Origin of the sequence: Asticcacaulis aquihabitans (genome assembly GCF_032490435.1) — a bacterium.
In the GTDB taxonomy this organism is placed as follows: Bacteria; Pseudomonadota; Alphaproteobacteria; order Caulobacterales; family Caulobacteraceae; genus Asticcacaulis.
The window spans coordinates 611,796-629,845 of record NZ_JAVGWM010000003.1 but is presented as its reverse complement, the minus strand read 5'-3'; the positions used below and the strand labels follow the sequence as shown (position 1 = coordinate 629,845).

Annotated in this window: 19 protein-coding genes; 8 read left to right on the top strand and 11 right to left on the bottom strand. The window is 60.0% G+C overall.

Going from position 1 to position 18,050, the window contains the following annotated elements:
* The first annotated feature begins 55 nt into the window (after positions 1–55).
* Together RCJ00_RS13635 and RCJ00_RS13630 are read left to right on the top strand one after the other, a co-directional pair.
* Positions 56–1,372 carry a hypothetical protein gene (locus tag RCJ00_RS13635; protein WP_316222593.1) on the top strand — a complete coding sequence of 439 codons (1,317 nt, stop codon included), beginning with the start codon at positions 56–58 and terminating at the stop codon, positions 1,370–1,372.
* Between the two features lie 5 nt (positions 1,373–1,377).
* Positions 1,378–2,475 (top strand): DUF2336 domain-containing protein, encoded by a 1,098-nt coding sequence (locus RCJ00_RS13630; protein ID WP_316222591.1) that lies wholly within the window; start codon positions 1,378–1,380, stop codon positions 2,473–2,475.
* 369 nt (positions 2,476–2,844) lie between these two features.
* On the opposite strand, the gene RCJ00_RS13625 is transcribed toward RCJ00_RS13630, so the two are convergent.
* A complete protein-coding gene (locus RCJ00_RS13625) occupies positions 2,845–3,243 on the bottom strand; it encodes a DUF2147 domain-containing protein (RefSeq protein ID WP_316222590.1) in 399 nt (132 codons plus the stop codon).
* 205 nt (positions 3,244–3,448) lie between these two features.
* Between RCJ00_RS13625 and RCJ00_RS13620 the strand changes: the two genes are divergently transcribed.
* Together RCJ00_RS13620 and RCJ00_RS13615 are read left to right on the top strand one after the other, a co-directional pair.
* Positions 3,449–4,246, top strand: coding sequence for a DUF1295 domain-containing protein (locus tag RCJ00_RS13620; protein ID WP_316222589.1), 798 nt, complete (start codon positions 3,449–3,451; stop codon positions 4,244–4,246).
* Positions 4,243–5,262, top strand: coding sequence for an SAM-dependent methyltransferase (locus RCJ00_RS13615; protein WP_316222588.1), 1,020 nt, complete (start codon positions 4,243–4,245; stop codon positions 5,260–5,262). Before RCJ00_RS13620 ends, RCJ00_RS13615 begins: the two co-directional genes overlap by 4 nt.
* A 9-nt stretch (positions 5,263–5,271) precedes the next feature.
* Here RCJ00_RS13615 and RCJ00_RS13610 read toward each other — a convergent pair whose 3' ends face one another.
* From RCJ00_RS13610 to RCJ00_RS13595, 4 genes are all read right to left on the bottom strand, one after another.
* A complete protein-coding gene (locus RCJ00_RS13610) occupies positions 5,272–6,456 on the bottom strand; it encodes a glycoside hydrolase family 130 protein (protein WP_316222587.1) in 1,185 nt (394 codons plus the stop codon).
* Between the two features lie 114 nt (positions 6,457–6,570).
* Positions 6,571–7,911, bottom strand: a complete 1,341-nt coding sequence (locus RCJ00_RS13605) for a hypothetical protein (protein ID WP_316222586.1) — start codon at positions 7,909–7,911, stop codon at positions 6,571–6,573.
* A 132-nt stretch (positions 7,912–8,043) separates the two neighbouring features.
* Positions 8,044–8,883, bottom strand: coding sequence for an aldo/keto reductase (locus tag RCJ00_RS13600; protein WP_316222584.1), 840 nt, complete (start codon positions 8,881–8,883; stop codon positions 8,044–8,046).
* 1 nt (position 8,884) lies between these two features.
* Positions 8,885–9,715, bottom strand: a complete 831-nt coding sequence (locus RCJ00_RS13595; RefSeq protein WP_316222582.1) for an oxidoreductase — start codon at positions 9,713–9,715, stop codon at positions 8,885–8,887.
* A gap of 106 nt (positions 9,716–9,821) precedes the next feature.
* Here RCJ00_RS13595 and RCJ00_RS13590 point away from each other — a divergent pair, with 106 nt between their 5' ends.
* Positions 9,822–10,766, top strand: coding sequence for a LysR family transcriptional regulator (locus tag RCJ00_RS13590; RefSeq protein ID WP_316222580.1), 945 nt, complete (start codon positions 9,822–9,824; stop codon positions 10,764–10,766).
* Here the strand turns inward: RCJ00_RS13590 and RCJ00_RS13585 are convergent.
* On the bottom strand, positions 10,739–11,377 hold the full coding sequence (locus RCJ00_RS13585) for a TetR/AcrR family transcriptional regulator (protein WP_316222577.1): 639 nt from the start codon (positions 11,375–11,377) through the stop codon (positions 10,739–10,741). The genes RCJ00_RS13590 and RCJ00_RS13585 overlap by 28 nt on opposite strands.
* A 76-nt stretch (positions 11,378–11,453) precedes the next feature.
* Here RCJ00_RS13585 and RCJ00_RS13580 point away from each other — a divergent pair, with 76 nt between their 5' ends.
* A complete protein-coding gene (locus RCJ00_RS13580; protein WP_316222575.1) occupies positions 11,454–11,765 on the top strand; it encodes a DUF8200 family protein in 312 nt (103 codons plus the stop codon).
* Entirely contained in the window at positions 11,762–12,181 is a 420-nt protein-coding gene (locus tag RCJ00_RS13575; RefSeq protein WP_316222573.1) for an MAPEG family protein, read from the top strand. Before RCJ00_RS13580 ends, RCJ00_RS13575 begins: the two co-directional genes overlap by 4 nt.
* A 102-nt stretch (positions 12,182–12,283) precedes the next feature.
* Here the strand turns inward: RCJ00_RS13575 and RCJ00_RS13570 are convergent, their stop codons facing one another.
* Both RCJ00_RS13570 and trhA read right to left on the bottom strand, forming a co-directional pair.
* The gene (locus RCJ00_RS13570; RefSeq protein WP_316222571.1) at positions 12,284–13,888 is read right to left on the bottom strand and encodes a peptide chain release factor 3; all 1,605 of its coding nucleotides are present in this window, start codon (positions 13,886–13,888) and stop codon (positions 12,284–12,286) included.
* Positions 13,889–13,964: 76 nt separating this feature from the next.
* Complete coding sequence (gene trhA / locus RCJ00_RS13565; RefSeq protein ID WP_316222570.1) at positions 13,965–14,636, bottom strand: PAQR family membrane homeostasis protein TrhA; 672 nt, start codon at positions 14,634–14,636, stop codon at positions 13,965–13,967.
* Between the two features lie 219 nt (positions 14,637–14,855).
* On the opposite strand from trhA, the gene RCJ00_RS13560 reads away from it, so the two are divergent.
* Positions 14,856–16,025 carry an MFS transporter gene (locus RCJ00_RS13560; RefSeq protein WP_316222568.1) on the top strand — a complete coding sequence of 390 codons (1,170 nt, stop codon included), beginning with the start codon at positions 14,856–14,858 and terminating at the stop codon, positions 16,023–16,025.
* 4 nt (positions 16,026–16,029) lie between these two features.
* On the opposite strand, the gene RCJ00_RS13555 is transcribed toward RCJ00_RS13560, so the two are convergent.
* From RCJ00_RS13555 to RCJ00_RS13545, 3 genes are all read right to left on the bottom strand, one after another.
* Positions 16,030–17,010 (bottom strand): cation diffusion facilitator family transporter, encoded by a 981-nt coding sequence (locus tag RCJ00_RS13555; RefSeq protein ID WP_316222566.1) that lies wholly within the window; start codon positions 17,008–17,010, stop codon positions 16,030–16,032.
* A gap of 175 nt (positions 17,011–17,185) precedes the next feature.
* Positions 17,186–17,566 carry a hypothetical protein gene (locus RCJ00_RS13550; RefSeq protein WP_316222564.1) on the bottom strand — a complete coding sequence of 127 codons (381 nt, stop codon included), beginning with the start codon at positions 17,564–17,566 and terminating at the stop codon, positions 17,186–17,188.
* A gap of 113 nt (positions 17,567–17,679) precedes the next feature.
* Entirely contained in the window at positions 17,680–18,006 is a 327-nt protein-coding gene (locus RCJ00_RS13545; RefSeq protein WP_316222562.1) for a DUF1491 family protein, read from the bottom strand.
* Positions 18,007–18,050 lie beyond the last annotated feature (44 nt).

Genomic DNA, 18,050 nt, shown 5'->3' with positions numbered 1-18,050 from the left:
AAACTCGGTCGATTAGGGTTAAGGCGTTGCAACCCAGTCCTACTGTCCGAGAATCATGACCTCCCCCTCCCGCTTCGTCCGCAGCCTGTCGATCGGCATCGTCGTCCTGACGTCTGCCGCCGTCTGCACGGCTTCGATGGCGGCTTCGGCAGGCGGTTACCTAAACTGGTCGAACAAGCCACAGCAAGACACGTCCGGACAGCGCATTAACGGCCACATGCCCCCCCCGAGCGACGCCATTCATACCTCAAACGGCAGCTATCCGGTGCCTGAGTCACCCTATGGGCAGGTCGGCTATCCCTTTGCCCGCAGCCTGCGCTGGCCCACCAAAGCGGGCCCTAACAAAAACGGCGCTGAACAGGCCACTCAGGTCGCCAGCCAGATGCCAAGACCGCCGCAAACCGGCGATCAGCCGTCTTATCGCCCGTCTTACCAGCCAATGCCTCAGGCGCCGGTTCATGGCGATAGCGTGGCGTCCATATCGACGCCCATTCCCTTGACCACGCCGCGCGCGCCGCAAGTCGTCGCGGCGCCACAACCGGAAGACCCCGGACTGGCCGACGATCCGGGCATGGCCGACGCACCTACCCCGGTTGCCCGTATGGCGCCGCCCACCTCGGCTACTGTGCCGCCATCGACCTCACATACACAACAACTCGCCGTATCGCGCCCCCTCCCCGCGCCACAACCGTCCGTTCCATCTCACGTGCCGCCTAAAGGGCCGCCCGTGCCAAGTCCGGCCACTACCGCCGTTTCCGATGCCACCGCGCTGAAAGGCCAGCCGCGCAAGGTCGAACCGTCAAAGCCAGAGGCCACAACACAAACGGCTCCAGTGCTGGCCGCCTCGCCGACGCCCGTCGCAGCACCAGTCCCTGCCGATCGTAACGGTGCCTATCAGGTACCCGCCACCAGCAAATATGCCGCGCGTATCGACTCTGCCCGCGCGGCCCAGGCCAAAGCGCAGACACAGACCCAGGCCCAAGCTCAGGCACAACAGACCGAGCGCGTCGCCGCGCTCACTAAGCCCGAAGTCAAATCGGAATCGAAGCCCGGGCCATCCAAACCGGCGGCCTCAAAGAGCAAGTCCGCTGACCAGCCGACGCCGCCGGAACCGACGCCCTCATTGGCGTCCCAGGAAACCGATCACGTCTTCATTCCGGGCGAACGCGCCACAGGTGTATCCGACGAACCGCGCTTCTACAGCCTGCACCGTCAATACGGCATAAAACCCGATCCGATTACTGTGGATCATGACGCCACCGGCGCCCTTCTGGGGCTTAGCGGCATCGATGCCGTTGAAGGTGGCGACCCGAACAACGATCATGATTCCACCGATTCCACCCCAAAACAGCCAGACTCAAATCCAAGGTAACTCGCATGTCGCGCGTGCAAACGTCTTCGCTAATTAATTTGATCGAACTGGCCAAGGAGCCGTCGAGCGGCCGCCGACGCGAGCTCTTGCGTCAGGTCACCAACATCTTCATGGCGCATCCGGAAGAGATCAGCGACACCGAAATGACGTTGTACGACACGGTCATGAGCCAATTGTCCGCCGATATGGAAACCGTCGTTCGCGCCGAAATCGCTAATACGATCGCCTCTGCGCGCGCGGCGCCATTGGGTCTGCTTCGCCGCCTGGCGACCGACGACATCGAGGTCGCCGAACAGATTCTGACGCGCTCCAAGGCCTTGTCCGAAAGCGACTTGCTGCACGTCGTCTCGACCAAGGGTCAGGATCACATGCGCGCCGTCTCCAAGCGCGAAGAGGTTCCCGAAAGCGTGTCCGGCGTCATTGTTAACCGCGGCGACGACACCACCTTGCACACCCTGCTCAGCAACGATGGTGCGCGCCTGTCGCGGGCCTCCAACGAACAGGTCGTCCAGCGCGCCCAGGCTAATCCGGCCCTGCACGAGGTCGTCGTCAATCGCCGCGACATGCCGGTCGACCTGATGAACGACATGTATTTCGTCGTTGAAACCCGGCTGCGCGAACGCATTATGCAGGAAAATGACAAGCTGGATCCCGCCGCCCTCGAACTGGCTCTATCGAAAGGCCGCAACAAGGTCGCCGTGGCCTATGGCAGCTTCCCCGAAGACTACGAAAAGATATTCGCCGAGGTCGAGGCCTTGCGCCGGAGTGCGCGCCTGACGCCGCAACTGCTGGCCAAATACATGCGCGACCCCAATCCGACCTACTTCCTGGTCGCTCTGTCGCAAATGGCCGATCTCGATTTTCTGACCGCGCGTCATCTGGTCGACAAGAAAGAGGTCGATGCCCTGGCCATCGCCTGTAAAGCCGCCGGTCTCGACAAAGCCCTGTTCCTGACCTACGCCATGATCATGCTGGCCAACCAGGAAAATGCCATGGGCAAGGCAGCGGAATATGGCAAGCTGTATCAGGACCTCCCCAAGGAAACGGCCGAACGCACCATCCGGTTCTGGCGCATGCGCCGCGCCGAAGGCCATGCCGCTTAATCTCTGTGGGCTTCGATAATGGCGATTAAGCCGTTTTCGCAAGAAATATGCGCGCAAACGTGCACGGCGCGCCGGCGCGCTTACCAAATGTGAGGACACATTTTGGGGCCGTCCCTGCCTCCCGGTTCCAGCTTCCCGCTCCAGGCAAAAAAAAGGCCGGGCTTAGTCAGCGCCGGCCTAAAGTCTACAGGGAGGAAACGCCCAGGAAGGGCAAAGGCTTTGAAAAAAGCCTAGGTGGTTTCAATAGCAAACTGTTAGCGGTACCGCAAGCAAAAAATGACAGCGCTGTCACAATTTTTTTCGCCTACGTAGCTTGGCTCCCCCTAGCATATAGAAGGCCGCGCCCGCACAAAACCCGCACAAAAGCGGTTAAATCCGGCTCCACGTAACCCCTTTGCATATCAACCCGCCCAGTACGCAACCGGACGTCTTCATGGTGTCTGCCGCAACCGTCATCTTGAGGCGGTAGGTCAGTTTGCGTTGCGGATCATAGGCCTTGCCGCTCCATTGGCCACCACCACTGTGCGACACCGTCATGACCAGCTTGTCGCCAACCTTTTCGTCCTTTACGCCGGTCTTGATCCAGGTATTGACCGCGCACAAATCATCGCCGCACGGCGCGATACGGACCTTGGCCTTGCCATCGCCACGTGACCAGTTGCCTTCCGGCGAGGATGCCGCATTGGTTTGCTCTACCCGGTCCGCCTGAGCCAAAGGCGCCGATACCACCCCCACGGCCGCGATGGCCATCACAATTATCGTCTTCATAGGACTCTCCTAGAGCCTCATGCCGAAAGGTGGACCCCACTTTTCGGGAAAACATGAGGCGTTACAAAAAATTAGAGCTATGAGGCGGCTCAACTGAGCCGACGAATGCTCTAATGGCTATGTCTTCGGTGTACGCAGACCACCCATTTTCGGATCAATTGGGCCAACCGGTGAACCAGATTACGGCCGCTGCCGTATCTGAGACATGCAGCTATCGACCAACATCCTCGTTCTGATCAGTCTCGCCATCGGCGTTAGCGTCGTCATGATGTTTGCGACGGCCGTGCAGCTGGTCACCAAGAAAAGCGGTTGGATCGATACCATCTGGACCGCCGCCGTCGGGCTCGGGGGAATCGCCGCCGCGCTGCTACCTGCCGACGGCGCCAATGAGACACGCCGCCTCGTTATGGCCGGTCTCGTCGCTCTGTGGGCCATTCGTCTAGGCGTGCACATCGCCCAACGCACCCACTCGGGCGAAGACGATCCGCGTTACGCCGCCATTAAGCGCGACCACCCGCGCGACTGGCCGTGGTACCTGTTCTGGATGCTCCAGATGCAGGCTCTGTGCGCCTATGTCCTGGTCGTCGCCGTCCGGTTCGCCGTCCTCAACCCGTCGCCTTTTCCGAGCGTGACCGACATAATAGGCGTGGCCGTTGTCTTGATTGCGCTGATCGGCGAAGCCGTTGCCGACGCCCAGTTGAAGACGTTTGGCAAGACGCACAAGGGAGGCGTGGCCGATATCGGCCTGTGGCGCTGGTCGCGCCATCCCAACTATTTTTTCGAGTGGCTGGGCTGGGTTGGCTGGGCGATCGTCGCGTGGCATCTGCCATGGGGTTTGGTCGCCTGCCTGGCGCCGCTTCAGATGTACTGGCTGCTCGTCCACGTCTCAGGCATTCCACCGCTGGAAACGCACATGCTGCAGACCCGCGGCGATGCTTTCCGCGCCTATCAGGCCCGCACCTCCGCCTTCTTTCCGTTACCCCCCAAAAAGGAAAAGTTATGAGCCAGCTCGCCACTGCCCTTGCCGAACGCGCCCCCCTGCCCGATGGCCTGACCCTGGCGGCCATCGATTTCCTGGTGGGCAGATCGAAACGTCACATGCGTGGCAGCGCCATGGAAGAGGCGGCGTTCGCAGACAGCATGAGCCAATACCCTATAGCGGTGCAAACCGATGCGGCAAACGCCCAACATTATGAAATTCCTGACGAATTTTTCGGCTACATCCTGGGGGCGCAACGGAAATACTCCTGCTGTCTGTATACGGATGATTCAACGACCTTGGACGAAGCTGAAACCCTGGCCCTTATCGAAACCTGTCGCCACGCCGATCTGCATGACGGCCAGTCCGTTTTGGAACTGGGGTGCGGATGGGGCTCCTTGTCCCTGCATATGGCGAAGACCTATCCGCGGTCACGCATCACATCGGTGTCGAACTCCCATTCCCAGCGCGAATATATTACGGCTGAAGCCAAACGGCGGGGGCTGAAGAACCTGACCGTCATCACCGCCGACATGAACATCTTTTCGACACCGGAACATTTCGACCGTATTGTTAGTGTCGAAATGTTCGAACACATGTCAAACTGGCGCGAATTGCTCAGCCGGGCACGCAGCTGGCTGGAGGCAGACGGACGACTGTTTTTGCATGTCTTTACCCATAAGAGCCATTCGTATCGCTTCGACCATACGGATAAGAATGACTGGATCGCGCAATATTTCTTTACCGGCGGCATCATGCCGGCGCACGACCTGCCTCATCGCTTCCCGGACTTGTTTACGGTCGAAAACGAATGGCGCTGGTCAGGGGAAAACTATCGTCGCACCGCCATGGACTGGCTTGAAAACTTCGATGATCATCAGGCCCAGATCGAACCCATTCTGAAAAACGTCTACGGCAAAGATGCCGGCCTATGGCGTCGCCGCTGGCGGCTGTTTTTCATGGCCACAGCGGGGCTTTGGGGCCATGACGGCGGGCGCGAATGGGGCGTCGGTCACTACCTCTTGAAACCTCAGACCTGACCGGTGCATTCAGGCTATCTGGGCGCCCTCGTCGGTAAACACCGATTTCGGGATATGGGTAATCCGACACGCCAGGTCTGCTTCACCCGAAGCCACGACATAGTGGTCACCACCGTCGGCTATGCCCGTCGTGAAGACAACGTCGCGGATATACATCTGATGTTCAATCGGGCGCGTTAGTTCAGGATTGGCCTCAAGGAGCGGTATATGCCGTGTACGGATGACATGGCTGGGGTCGTCTTTATCCATGATCGAAAAATAGGTCCGGTAGATACCGACAATCTCTTTCGGTTCAACGCCGTGCCACAGACTGAGCCATCCGTCCTCGGTCAATATCGGAGGCGTACCGCCGCCGATGCGGGCTGTGGCAACCGTGCCTGAATGAGGCCGAATACCGGGTTTGCGATAGGGTTTCCAATATAGACCATCGCGAGACGTGGCGAGATTTATCGACGGACCGGCACGCCATTCACTGCCCGGCGGATAGGCAAAATACAGATCGCCCAAGGGCCGGGTCTGTGCCCAATATTCGCCGCCAACAATCCCTTCAAAGATCAGCATGTCCTTGTTCTGATGATCCAGGACGATGTCCTCGAAAGTCCAGTCCAGCCCGTTGTCCGAACTGTAAAGCGTGGTGGAATGACGCTCCGGAGATACCGAACAGGTGGTCATCAGCCATCGGTCGCCGACCTTCGACACGCGCGGATCCTCCACGCCGTAGCATTGCAGACTGTTCTGCGGCGCGATGACCTTGTCATAATGCATGGCCACGCGATGCAGGCCGTCTGGCGTCAATTCGACCGGCAATATCCACGACAGGGAGGTAAGCGCCATAACCTTCCAGCCGCCACCATTCAAAAGGAATTTACGCGGGTCCGCCGTATTGGCCAGTTCCAGCGGCCAGGCATCCAGCACATAACGCCCGGAATCGTCCCACCGAATCGCATGAACATGTCCGTCGAAGATCGGCGTCTTCAACGCTTCGGCGACACGGACGAATAAAATGAGATTGCCATTGGGCAGTCGCGTCATGCCGGGATTGAAAGCGCCAAGTACGTAAGTTTCCACGCCGAGTTGCCCGGCAAGCGGCGATCTGGACAGATCAATATCGTCGGGGGTCACCACCAGGGTATCGACTGCATACGGCGATCCGGTCGTAGACAGCTGAACGCCCGCTTTTATATTATCGGCCATGAGGTCACTCCAGATGAAGATGCCGCGCACGGTCGCGCAGGATGACATCAAGAGACAATGCGGTTTAAACGTCACCGACCAGATTCACCCCGCACCGATCTTACGGTCGGTGCCTCATGCCTTTTCGCGAACCCGGTCAAGCTGAACCTTGGCCGCCCGCGCCAGGGATTTTACGCCCTGCTCTTCAAAGATTTCCACGGCGGCTTCCAACGCATAGGCCGCTTCGGTCCGTTCCATCATGAAGCCGGAAATATCACCGCGCGCCACATAAAGCCGCGCCAGATTGGTTTGCAGTATGGCCCACCCCACGGGGTCGGCGTCCGGTTTGCAGACACGCAATTCCGCCTTGAAATCGGCCTCAGCCTTGTCAAGCGTGCGCATATCGCCCTTGATCTCAGCATGTTTGGCCAGGCACCCGGCGCGATTATTGATCAGCTGACCACGCAGGGCCAAGCCTTTTTGCAACGGACGTTTCAGCGCCAGATCATAGATCTGCATTGCCTTTTCGTATACCTCTTCACTGAGCGTCAGCTCGCCCAAGGCCTGAAGCCCCATGGCCAGGGCCTGCTTGTGCGCCACCCAATCGAGCGGTGAATGTTCGAAATCGACAGGCTCGTCGTCGCTGGACAAGAGAGCAATGCCTTCGCTGATGACTTCCGGGCGACCTTCGATTTCGCCCTTCCAGACATGGGCCATGGCCAATCGCAACAACACGCGCGAATAGGTAACCGGCTCATACGCCGCATCGAGACGGTCCTTCAACGCCTGAAAGTCCTTGATTACCGCCAGCATCAGAGTGGAGTCGCATCGGTCGAGGCCGACCATCATGAGCAGGTCTCCCCGTTCAAAGCGCGCCTGGGCGGCTTCGATCTTATCGGCATTGGAATGGCTGCGCTGAACGCGTTTATCCGCGCGCTCAACGGCACGATCAATATGGGACATGGCCAGCATGGCCAGTTCAAGGTCTTCGCTAATGCCCTGTTTCACCGCAAGACGGGCCGCCAGTTGTGATTCGACGCGGTTGAAGCGGGCCCGCAAGGCCTCGTCATCCTGGATGGCGGCGCGGCCACCGGCCAAGAGGTCCTCGGCGGACGGCAGCAATTCAGCGGTTTCGAACAAATCATAGCTGAGGATGCAGGTCTGGGCCTGTTCAAGCGCGGCAATGGCGGCATCAACCGTATTGCGTGCTTCCTTGCCAGCGTTTTCAGCCGCCGTGGCGGCGCGGCGCAGGGCAACGGGATCACCGGTGCGCCGAGCATATTCGCGCCACACCTGAGAGGCTTCGAGGTACGGCGAGAAGCGGTTCTTGGTCGACACCCGCCCGCCCTCGATATCGAGTTCACGCCCCTGCGCGATCAGCATTTGCAGGTTCAGCAGTTCATAGAGGCTGGGGTCGGCGTCCATCCGCCCCTGGTTACGGAAGATACGCCTCAGTTCACGGCCGAATTCAAACATAGCGAGTCCATCAGCCCCGACGCCTCAAAACGTATCAGGACGATACGCCCGGTTCGGGGGTGAACGGACATTTGCAAGCCCGGGGCCGCGCTTAAATCCTTCTTCGCCTTATCCACCATTTCCCGGCCGGCGTTACCGGCCGGCGCGGTCCAGCGAGGCAAATTCTTCGTCGGACAATAGAATGTCGCGCGCGGCAACGTTTTCTTCCAGGTGCTTTACCTTACCCGTGCCGGGGATGGGCAGGATGACGGGCGACCGTCGCAAAGTCCACGCCAGAGCAATCTGCGACGGCGTGGCGTTGTGGGCTTTCGCGATGGTGTCCAGCACACCGCCGGGCTTTGCCAGATCGCCCGCCGCCAGCGGATACCAGGGAATGAACCCTATCCCGTTCGCTTCGCAATAGGTCAGCACATCTTCATGCACCCGGTCCGCCAGATTGTAGCGGTTTTGCACGGTTGCCACCGGAAACACCCGCCGCGCCGCCTCGATGTCGGCCACGGACACTTCGCTCAGTCCCGCATGGCGAATAACGCCATCGTCGATCAGCGATTTGACGGCGTCGAACTGTTCACGCGCCGGCACGCGGGGGTCGATGCGATGCAGTTGCCAAAGATCGATGACATCGACTCCCAGCTGCTCGCGGCTTTTGCGCGCCTGAGCCGTCAGGTATTCCGGCCGGCCATTCATCGTCCACCGGTCGGGGCCGGACCGTTGAAAGCCTGCCTTGGTGGCGATGACCAGACCGTCATAGGGATGAAGCACCTCGCGGATCAGGCGCTCCGAGACGTCCGGGCCGTAGGAATCGGCGGTATCGATGAAGTTGATGCCTAACTCCGGCAGTCGCCTCAAGGTACGCACCGCTTCGGCACGGTCTTCGGGCTCGCCCCAAACGCCTTTTCCGACGATGCGCATGGCGCCAAACCCCAGGCGGTTGATCTCTAAATCGCCGCCAATCTTGAAGGTCGCGTTCATTTTAATCCTCGTAGTCGGTGGACAGGGTAATCGGTTCATTGGCTTCGATTTCCGTCAGCAAGCCGTGCAATTTTTCGCGCACCAGCCGCAGCGCATCGCTGCCCAACAGAAGATGCGCCGGCGGATCGGGATTGGCAATAAGATCGACAATCGCTTGGCCAAGCTTGGCCGGATCGCCGACCTGATGACCGTGATAGGCCTGGCGACGTTCGCGGATCGCATCCATTACCCCGTCATAATCGGCAATGGAGCGTGGCGTCCGCGTCATCGACCGGCCGGCCCAGTCGGTGCGGAAGCCGCCCGGCTCGACATTGGTTACCCGGATGCCCAGCGGTGCGACCTCCTTACCGAACGACTCGCCTATACCCTCCAGGGCGAACTTGCTGCCGTGATAGAGACTGATGCCAGGAAAGGTCGTCAAGCCGCCCATGGAGGTAATATTCAGTATCCGGCCGGAGCGGCGCGCACGCATGTAGGGCAGGACAGCCTGGATCATAGCGACGGGCCCGAAGACATTGACGTCGAACTGGCGCCGCACTTCATCAAGCGCGGATTCTTCCAATATGCCCTCACTGCCGTAACCGGCGTTGTTGATCAGCACATCGATGGGACCGACTGAGGCCTCGATATCGGCGACCATGGGCGCAATCGCCGCCGTATCCGTCACATCGAGCTGACGCGCCACCGCCGCCGTATCCAAGGCCTCGAAATCCACCGCGTCCTGCGGCTTGCGCACCGTGCCGACGACCGTATGGCCGGCGGTGATCGCCGCCTGCGCTATCGCGCGGCCAAAACCCGTGGATACGCCTGTGATCAGGATGAGTTTGCGCATGATTACCCTCTTGTCTCTTAAATATCAGTTGGACGCATAGATAGGGCCGGCATATTGATGGAATAAGACGTACTATCGTACACAGTCTGATGCAGGATTTCGCATAATGGCATTTCGCAATTCCGGTCTGTTTGAGCTGCATGCCGTCGTCACCTTGGCGACGCACAACAATTTTCGCCGCGCCGCGGCTGAGTTGAACCTGTCTCCGTCGGCCCTCAGCCATGCCATTTCCGCTCTTGAACAGAGGCTCGGCGTCAGGCTGTTTCATCGCACGACCCGCAGCGTCTCGCTCAGCCAGGCCGGTGAACAATTCCTGGCGCGGATACGGCCGGCCCTGCATGAAATTTCCGGCGCGATGGAAGATGTCAACGCCCTGCGCGACACGCCCTCCGGCCTGTTACGGATAAACGCCTCAGAGCGGGCGGCACGGCGGCTGGCGCCATTGGTCCTGGCCTATCTGGAGCAATATCCCGACATGGCCATCGATCTGGTGGTCGAGGGCCGAACGATCGACATCGTCGCCGAAGGCTTCGACATCGGTGTGCGCCTGGCCGAACTTATCCCTCAGGACATGATTGCCATACCGTTCGGGCCGGAAAACAGTTGGGCGGTCGTGGCGTCGCCGGCCTATTTCGCCGCTCATCAGCCCCCCGCCGCGCCGCATGACCTGACCGCACATGCCTGCATTCGCCGCCGTTTGCCGAGCGGGGTCATGTACCGTTGGGAATTCGAAGTGCGCGGGGAGGAAATCAGCGTCGACGTGCCGGGCCGTCTGACTCTGAACAGCGACCACCTGATGATCGAAGCGGCTCTGGCCGGACACGGCCTGGCCTATGTCATCGACCATTCAGTCGCCAGTCTGGTCCGCGAAGGCCGGCTCGTGCGCGTCTTGAGCGACTATACGCCTGCCTATCCCGGCCTTCGCCTCTATTATCCGCCGCATCGCCAAATGCGCGCGGGCTTGCGGACCTTCATCGATTTTGTTCGCAACAATCGGATTTACGCAGATCGTCCGCTTGCGGACTACCCGCAGATCAATCCGACCGTCTGAGCGACAAACCGGCGGATGAGTGCTGGGTCCTCACCGGCACGCATGCGTACCGCCACCGCGTTATGGGCCGCCGACGCCACCATACCCAAAGCATCTATATCGGCATTGGGCGATAATTCACCCGCCTGCTGCGCCACCTTGAGACGCCAACGGAAGGCCCGATCCATTTCGTGCAGGGCTTCGAGCACCTTGGCCGCAATGTCCCTATCGCGGATGCTGTCAATCAGGGCCGCGCTGATCATGAAACACCCCCGCCCGATGCCATCTTCGCGGTTATAGATACGTATCGCCGTTTCGTAGACACGGGTCAGGCCATCGCGCACAGGCACATCCGGCGCGAAAGCGGCCACATACATCTGGCGTACGTCATCGACATAGTCGTCCAGCACAGCCTTGAAGGCGGACGCCTTGTCGCCGAAGGCGTTATAGAGGCTGGGGCGGTTCATGGCCGTGGCCGCACTCATGTCGTCAAGCGACGTTCCCGCATAGCCCTGCTCCCAGAACAGGTCGCGCATAGACTTCAACGCGGTCGGACGGTCGTAGGCCTTTGGACGGCCCCGAGCCTTCTGACGCGGCCCCGGATCGACCGGACTCGAATTATTTTGTACCATTTTGCATAAAATTCTTGACAGACGCCCCTTGATTTTAATTTATGCAAGTCAGTACAAAATTACAAGAGAGCCGTTCATGAAGCCCATCTTTATCCTGTTAGCTGTTGCGTCTGCTTTTGTAGGCACACATGCAGACGCCCGCGCGCCTCAGGTACAATCCGCAGAACTGACATTGTCCACGCCCGCTCGCCAGGCTGAATTCATTATCGACGGCGCTGTATGGACGTGCCGCGACAGCGCCTGTCACGCGTCCGTGGTGGCCGACATGCCAGCCGCCCGATCCTGCCAGCGTGTCGTGTCCGTGACCGGCGCGGTGACGGCCTTCACCTGGCGCGGCAAAACCCTGTCGGATGCCGAACTCGCCACCTGCAATACGCGCGCCAAATGACGCCGGCAACTGCCCTGCTCTCGTCCATTCTCGCCATGGGTGGCCTGCACTTCGTCATGATGGTCTGGCTCTATGTATCGCGCCTGACCGCCATGAAAAGGGCGGGCATAACCTTTGACAACGCGACCTGGGCGGCGATGCGCAAGCTGCCCAATTGGGCACTTAACCCAGCCGCCAACTACAACAACCTGACCGAAGCGCCACCGCTGTTCTACGCCGTCACCCTGGCCATCGTCCTGCTCGGTCAGGCAGACGGGGTGTTTGTCGGGCTGGCCTGGACCTACGTCCTGCTGCGCATCGCACATTCGCTATGGCAGGCCCTGATCAATATCATTGCGGTGCGCGTGGTCTTGTTCGGCGCCTCATGGCTGGTGCTCGGGGTCATGATCGCCCGCAGCGCCTGGCTGCTGATTTAGGGCGCCGCCAGCCTTTGACTTTAGCGTCCGTTACCCTTAGCGGGCGTCAACTGGCCCGGCAGGTCCGTCCTGCCGGGTCTTTTTATCGCGCGCTTCTTGCTATCAACCGCGTTCCTTGGTGCGCTGGAACGATACGTCCGGGAAGCGTTCCGCCACGTAATTGATTTCCCAGCCCGACTTGCCCAGAAAAACCGGCGCTTCGTCGATATCGCTGCCCATCTGGGACCGGTATTTACCGGCGAAGTCTTCGATCTTGGCTACATCGCCACCTAGCCAGCGCGCTTCGGCGTAGGGTGACGGCTCGAAAACGACATCCAGGCCGTATTCGTTGGCCAGCCGGTCGGCCATGACTTCAAACTGCAACTGCCCAACCGCGCCGACGATAAAATCGGAACCGATCGACGGCCGGAACAACTGGGTCACACCCTCTTCAGCCAGGGATTCCAGCGCCTTCTTGAGGTGCTTGGCCTTGAGGGGGTCCTTGACGCGTACGCGTTGCAGAATTTCCGGCGCGAAGTTGGGCAAGCCGGCAAATCGGATGGCACCGGACTCCGACAGGCTGTCGCCAACACGCAACACGCCATGGTTCGGAATGCCGATGACGTCGCCGCCGAAGGCGTCTTCGGCCAGTTCACGATCAGAGGCGAAGAACATGATCGGCGCATTGACCGACAACTGCTTGCCCGTGTTCTGCACCTTCAGCTTCATACCGCGCTGGAACCGGCCAGACGTCAGCTTCAGCATGGCGATGCGGTCGCGGTGATTGGGGTCCATATTGGCCTGGACCTTGAAGACGAAGCCGGTGACTTCCTTGTCTGTCGGCTCGACCACGGTATCGACACCGGCCTTAGAGGCCTTGACCACCTTGGGCGGAGGCGCAAACCCACCGATGGCCTGGAGCAACTGATTGACACCATAATGGCGCAAGGCGGAACCGAAGATAACCGGCGTCATGTGGCCTTCCAGAAAGGCTGCCTCGTCGAACGGTTTGAAGCCGCCTTCGATCAGTTCGGCGGTGTCTTGCAATTCGGACAGCTCGGTGGCGTCAAGCCACCCCTTGGCCACCGCCGCGTCCAACGGCGCGGCGGCGTCGTGACCTTGGTCGTATTCGGCGCCGGAGTCGCGCCGGGTGAAAGGGTAAAACAGACCCGTCTGCAATTCGACCATACCGCGGAAGCGATTGCCTGACCCGGCCGGCCAATAGAGCGGGCTCGGATCCAGTTGCAGTTTCGCCGCCACTTCGTCGAGCAGCGCCAAGGCGTCTTCTGCCTCACGGTCCATCTTGTTGATGAAGGTTATGATCGGGATGTCGCGCAGGCGGCAGACCTCAAACAGCTTGAGCGTCTGCGGCTCGATCCCCTTGGCGGCATCAAGCACCATGACGGCGGCGTCGGCGGCGGTCAGGGTACGGTAGGTATCTTCCGAAAAGTCTTCGTGGCCCGGCGTATCGAGCAGGTTAAACACCTTGCCGTCGTGTTCGAAGGTCATGACCGAAGACGAGACCGAGATGCCGCGTTCCTTTTCGATCTTCATCCAGTCGGAACGGGTCCGGCGGTTTTCACCCCGGGCGCGCACCTGACCGGCGGCGCGGATCGATCCACCGGCCAGCAGCAGATGTTCGGTCAGAGTCGTCTTACCGGCGTCCGGGTGCGAGATGATGGCGAAGGTGCGCCGGCGCGGCGCTTCGGTTTCGGGGGTGTTTGACATGGCGCAGGCGTTAGCCGTTTGGCCGGGAAAAGTCAAAGACAGATGGAGAGTACGCCATTGGAGGTGACGCTAGCGCTCAGGCGTGTCCGACCAGCACAACACCAACCAGGACGGCGACATAATGCAATACGGCGCCGGTCAGCACGTGACCATGCCAGATGGCGCGACGGAATTTCAGTCTCTTCATGGCGTAAAAAATCGTCCCGACCGAATAGGCGACGCCACCGAGCGCCAGCAGGATCATGGCGGGGGCGGGTACTTCGCGCACCATCGGCTTGATGGCAATGACGACCAGCCAACCCAAGACGAGATAGAGAAACACCCAATATCCCTTGCCCAGGCCAGGCAGGAACAGCTTCGCCAGGATACCCAGGGCCGCAAGCGACCAAACCGAAACGCTCATCCACAACGCCCAGCCCCCCTGAAGGGCCTGGGTAGTGAAGGGTGTGTAGCTGGCGGCGATCATCAGGAAAATGCCCGCATGGTCGAGCCGGCGCAGGAAAGGCTGCCAGTTGGGATGGGCGAAATTATAAGCCAACGAAAAGGCGAGCATGGCGATCATACCCAGCGCGTAGATGGTGATGGCGGCGATACGCCCGACCAAGCCATGGCTGACGGCCAGCCCCAAGGCTACGCCCCCCCCGAACAAGGCAAAGGCGAGCGCCACGATATGGACGATAAGATCGGCGTGGCGTGCCCAGCGGGTCGGGTAGTGGGCCAGTTTTTCTGTCAGTTGTTCGATGGTCATGGGTGCATTTTACGAGTTTGGCGCAAGCCTTCCCAATCACATTTCTGCGTTTGCGAAGCCGGAGTGTGTGACGTTTACGTAAGCGGAAAATATGGCGAAAGTAAAGTCCTCGCTGTCGCCGGCGATCACCAATAACTTGCGCCAATAACGCCAATAGCTTGCGTCTGTAACCATCGCGGTTATATATCGATGGTGGCCTCCCCGCCGTCGGATATATCCATGCCCTCTTCCAAGTCATTGACGCCCGCGCTTGTCGGGCTGTTCGCCTTCGCCTGCGGCGTCATCGTCGCCAATCTCTACTATGGGCAGCCGGTCATCGCGCTTATCGCGCCGGACATCGGTCTAAACGACCACGCCGCCTCACTCATCGTATCCCTGACCCAGATTGGTTACGGGCTGGGGTTGCTCTTCATCGTGCCGCTAGGCGACCGGATAGAAAACCGCCGCCTCATCCTGATACTGCTGGCGGCTGCCTGCCTGAGCCTGGTCCTTGCGGCCACAGCGACAAACGGCGCTGTCTTCCTGATCGTTTCCCTGCTGATCGGCATAGCCACCGTCGCCGTCCAGGTATTGATCCCGCTGGCGGCGCACATGGCGCCCGACGAAACGCGCGGCCTTGTTGTCGGCAACATCATGGCGGGCCTCGTTCTGGGCATACTGCTGTCTCGCCCCCTGTCCAGCCTGATCGCCGACCATTTCGGCTGGCGGGCCGTGTTCTGGACCGGCGCGACATTCATGATCGTCATGGGCGGATTGCTGGCGTGGCTTTTGCCGTCGCGGCAGCCCGATCACAAGACGACCTATCTGGCCCTGATCCAGTCCCTGGCCGTTTTGTGGCGCTCATATCCGACCCTTCGCCTGCGTACCCTGCTGCAAGGCTGCATGTTCTGCGCCTTCTCCCTGTTCTGGACGGTGGCGCCGCTGGAACTGGCGCAACGCTTTCACCTGAGCCAGAGCCAGATTGCCCTGTTCGCCCTGGTGGGTGCGACGGGCGCCCTTGCCGCTCCGCTCAGTGGTCGCCTGGCCGACGCGGGCCACACCACCAAAGCCACCTTCGCGGCCCTGGCCGTGGCAGCCGCCGCCATGCTGATCACGCTATTCCCTGGCCTGCGCGGCATCATCACCCTGGCCATGCTCGGCGTCGTGCTCGATTTCTGCGTCCAGATGAACATGGTGCAGGGGCAACGCGCGATTTACGCCCTCGATCCCCTCAGCCGCGGGCGCATCAACGGCATCTACATGGCCGGTATATTCACCGGCGGTGCGATTGGCTCCAGTGTCGCCAGCCTGCTGTATGAAAATGGCGGATGGGCCTGGATCGCCCTGGCTGGCGGGGGTGCTCCCTTGCTGGCACTCGCGGTGTTCGCGCTCAGCCCCCGGCGCGGATGACGGCCTAGACCATTTCTTCTGATTCAAGGACGCAGGCGTGGGCGCCGGTTTCGATCTGAACCGTGGCGTGGATGATGCCGTGATGGTGAGACAACTCCTCAGCCAGATGCCGCAGGAAATCGTCACCCGGATGTCCCGCCGGCATGATCAGATGAACGGTCAGCGCCACCTCAGTCGTGCTCATGCCCCAGATATGCAGGTCATGGACGCCAGACACGCCCTCCAGTCCCGCCAGGAACGCCTTGACCTTGGCGGCGTCTATATGCGGCGGCACGCCTTGCAGGGACAAGCGGACGCTATCGCGCAGCAAGCCCCAGGTGCCCCAGACGATGACCAGCGACACCACTATGCTGAGCGCCGGATCGAGCCAGGCCCAGCCGGTAAAAATCATGGCCAGACCGGCGACAACCACGGCGGCGGACACGACCGCGTCGGCGGCCAGATGGGCAAAAGCCGCCTTGATGTTGAGGTCGGATTGTCCTTGCGCGAATAGCCAGGCGGTAAAGCCATTGACCAGAATGCCCGCGCCGGCCACCCACATGACAAGGTCGCCCTGCACCGGCTGTACCGAATTGAAGCGCTGAACGGCTTCCCAGACAATGCCGCCGACCGCCACCATCAGCAGGAGCGCATTGAACAAAGCCGCCATAATGGAGGCGCCGCGATAGCCGTAGGTGAAATTACCGCCCGGTTTGCGTTTCGCCAGCCACCACGCGGCCCAGGACAGGACCAGAGAGATGGCGTCGCTGAAATTGTGACCGGCGTCGGCCAGCAGAGCCAGCGAATTGGCCTTAAGCCCGAAAATGACTTCGGCTATGATGAAGGCCGTGTTGAGCGCGGCCGCCCACAGGAAACGCGCCCCAAAATCGGTTGGCGCATGCGAATGGCCATGACCGCCCGCGTGGGCATGATTGTGGCCCTGACCATGACCATGGTCATCACCATGCGAATGTCCGTGACTATGTGAGCCGTGATCGTGTGCCATGGCCGGAACCTAGGCGTTTTTAGAAGATACGGCTAGAGGCTGTTTGAAAAATAAATAACTGAAATATTTAACATTATAACATTTCAGCGATAGATTCGCCGAACAGTGCCGCCCACGTTTGCGCGAAACCTCTGACAGAAAAGAGCTTGATCTCTATTTGCGGACTAAACGGCGATTAAGCCGCCATGCGGTGCCAGACCTCGTAATCAACCTTGGCGGCGTCCAATTGGCCGGCCATCTGTTGCTGGTACATCAGGCCCATGGCCATTTCATTGAGCGACTTAAAAGACGCATCGATGCTTTCGACCGGGCCGTTTGGCATGGTGGCGAAGAACTGGGCGGCATTGACGCGCGGCATCTTCAGATGAATAAGGTAGCACAGACGACGGGCGCGTTCCGGATTACGGCGATGCGCGTGGGAATCTTCGGCGAACATCTCCTTACCCAGTTGCGCGATGTAATCGATGCTGAGCGCCGAAAACCGTTCAGCGTCCAGCGGCTGCATCATGCGCGCGGGTTCGATATCAAGGATGATGTCGTTCAAAAGAAAATACAAAACGCTACCTTTAGTCAGAGTGGTAAGCGATGGAGACTAGTCCAAAGGTTTTGTCTTTCCGTTGAAGAATAAGGTAAATCTCTGATTCACCATATGATTTCGGCGTGGCGGCTTTAACGCTCGACGGGTTCGGTCAGGAAATGCCGCCCCTCCGCGTCCTCGATTTCCACTACCCACAGGTCGGAGTCATACCTGACCTGGCGCGCGATCCAGTCATCGAGATCGGCCTCAGTCACGGTTTCGACGGGACGCATCCATACGGTGGTGTCCCCTTTTTGCGCCTCACGCAGGACATAGACATCTCGGGACCGCAGGTTAAGCACCTTGACCAGCACTGAGCCGTAATTACGGTCACCGCGTCGGGCGATATAGGCGAAACTGCCAGCCTGTTCGACGCGCCGCAACAAGGCGCTGACCCAGATATCCGCCGAAAGTAACATTTGGCTAACCTTGCTTGGCAACGCCGTTTAAAGCGCTTTGGCCT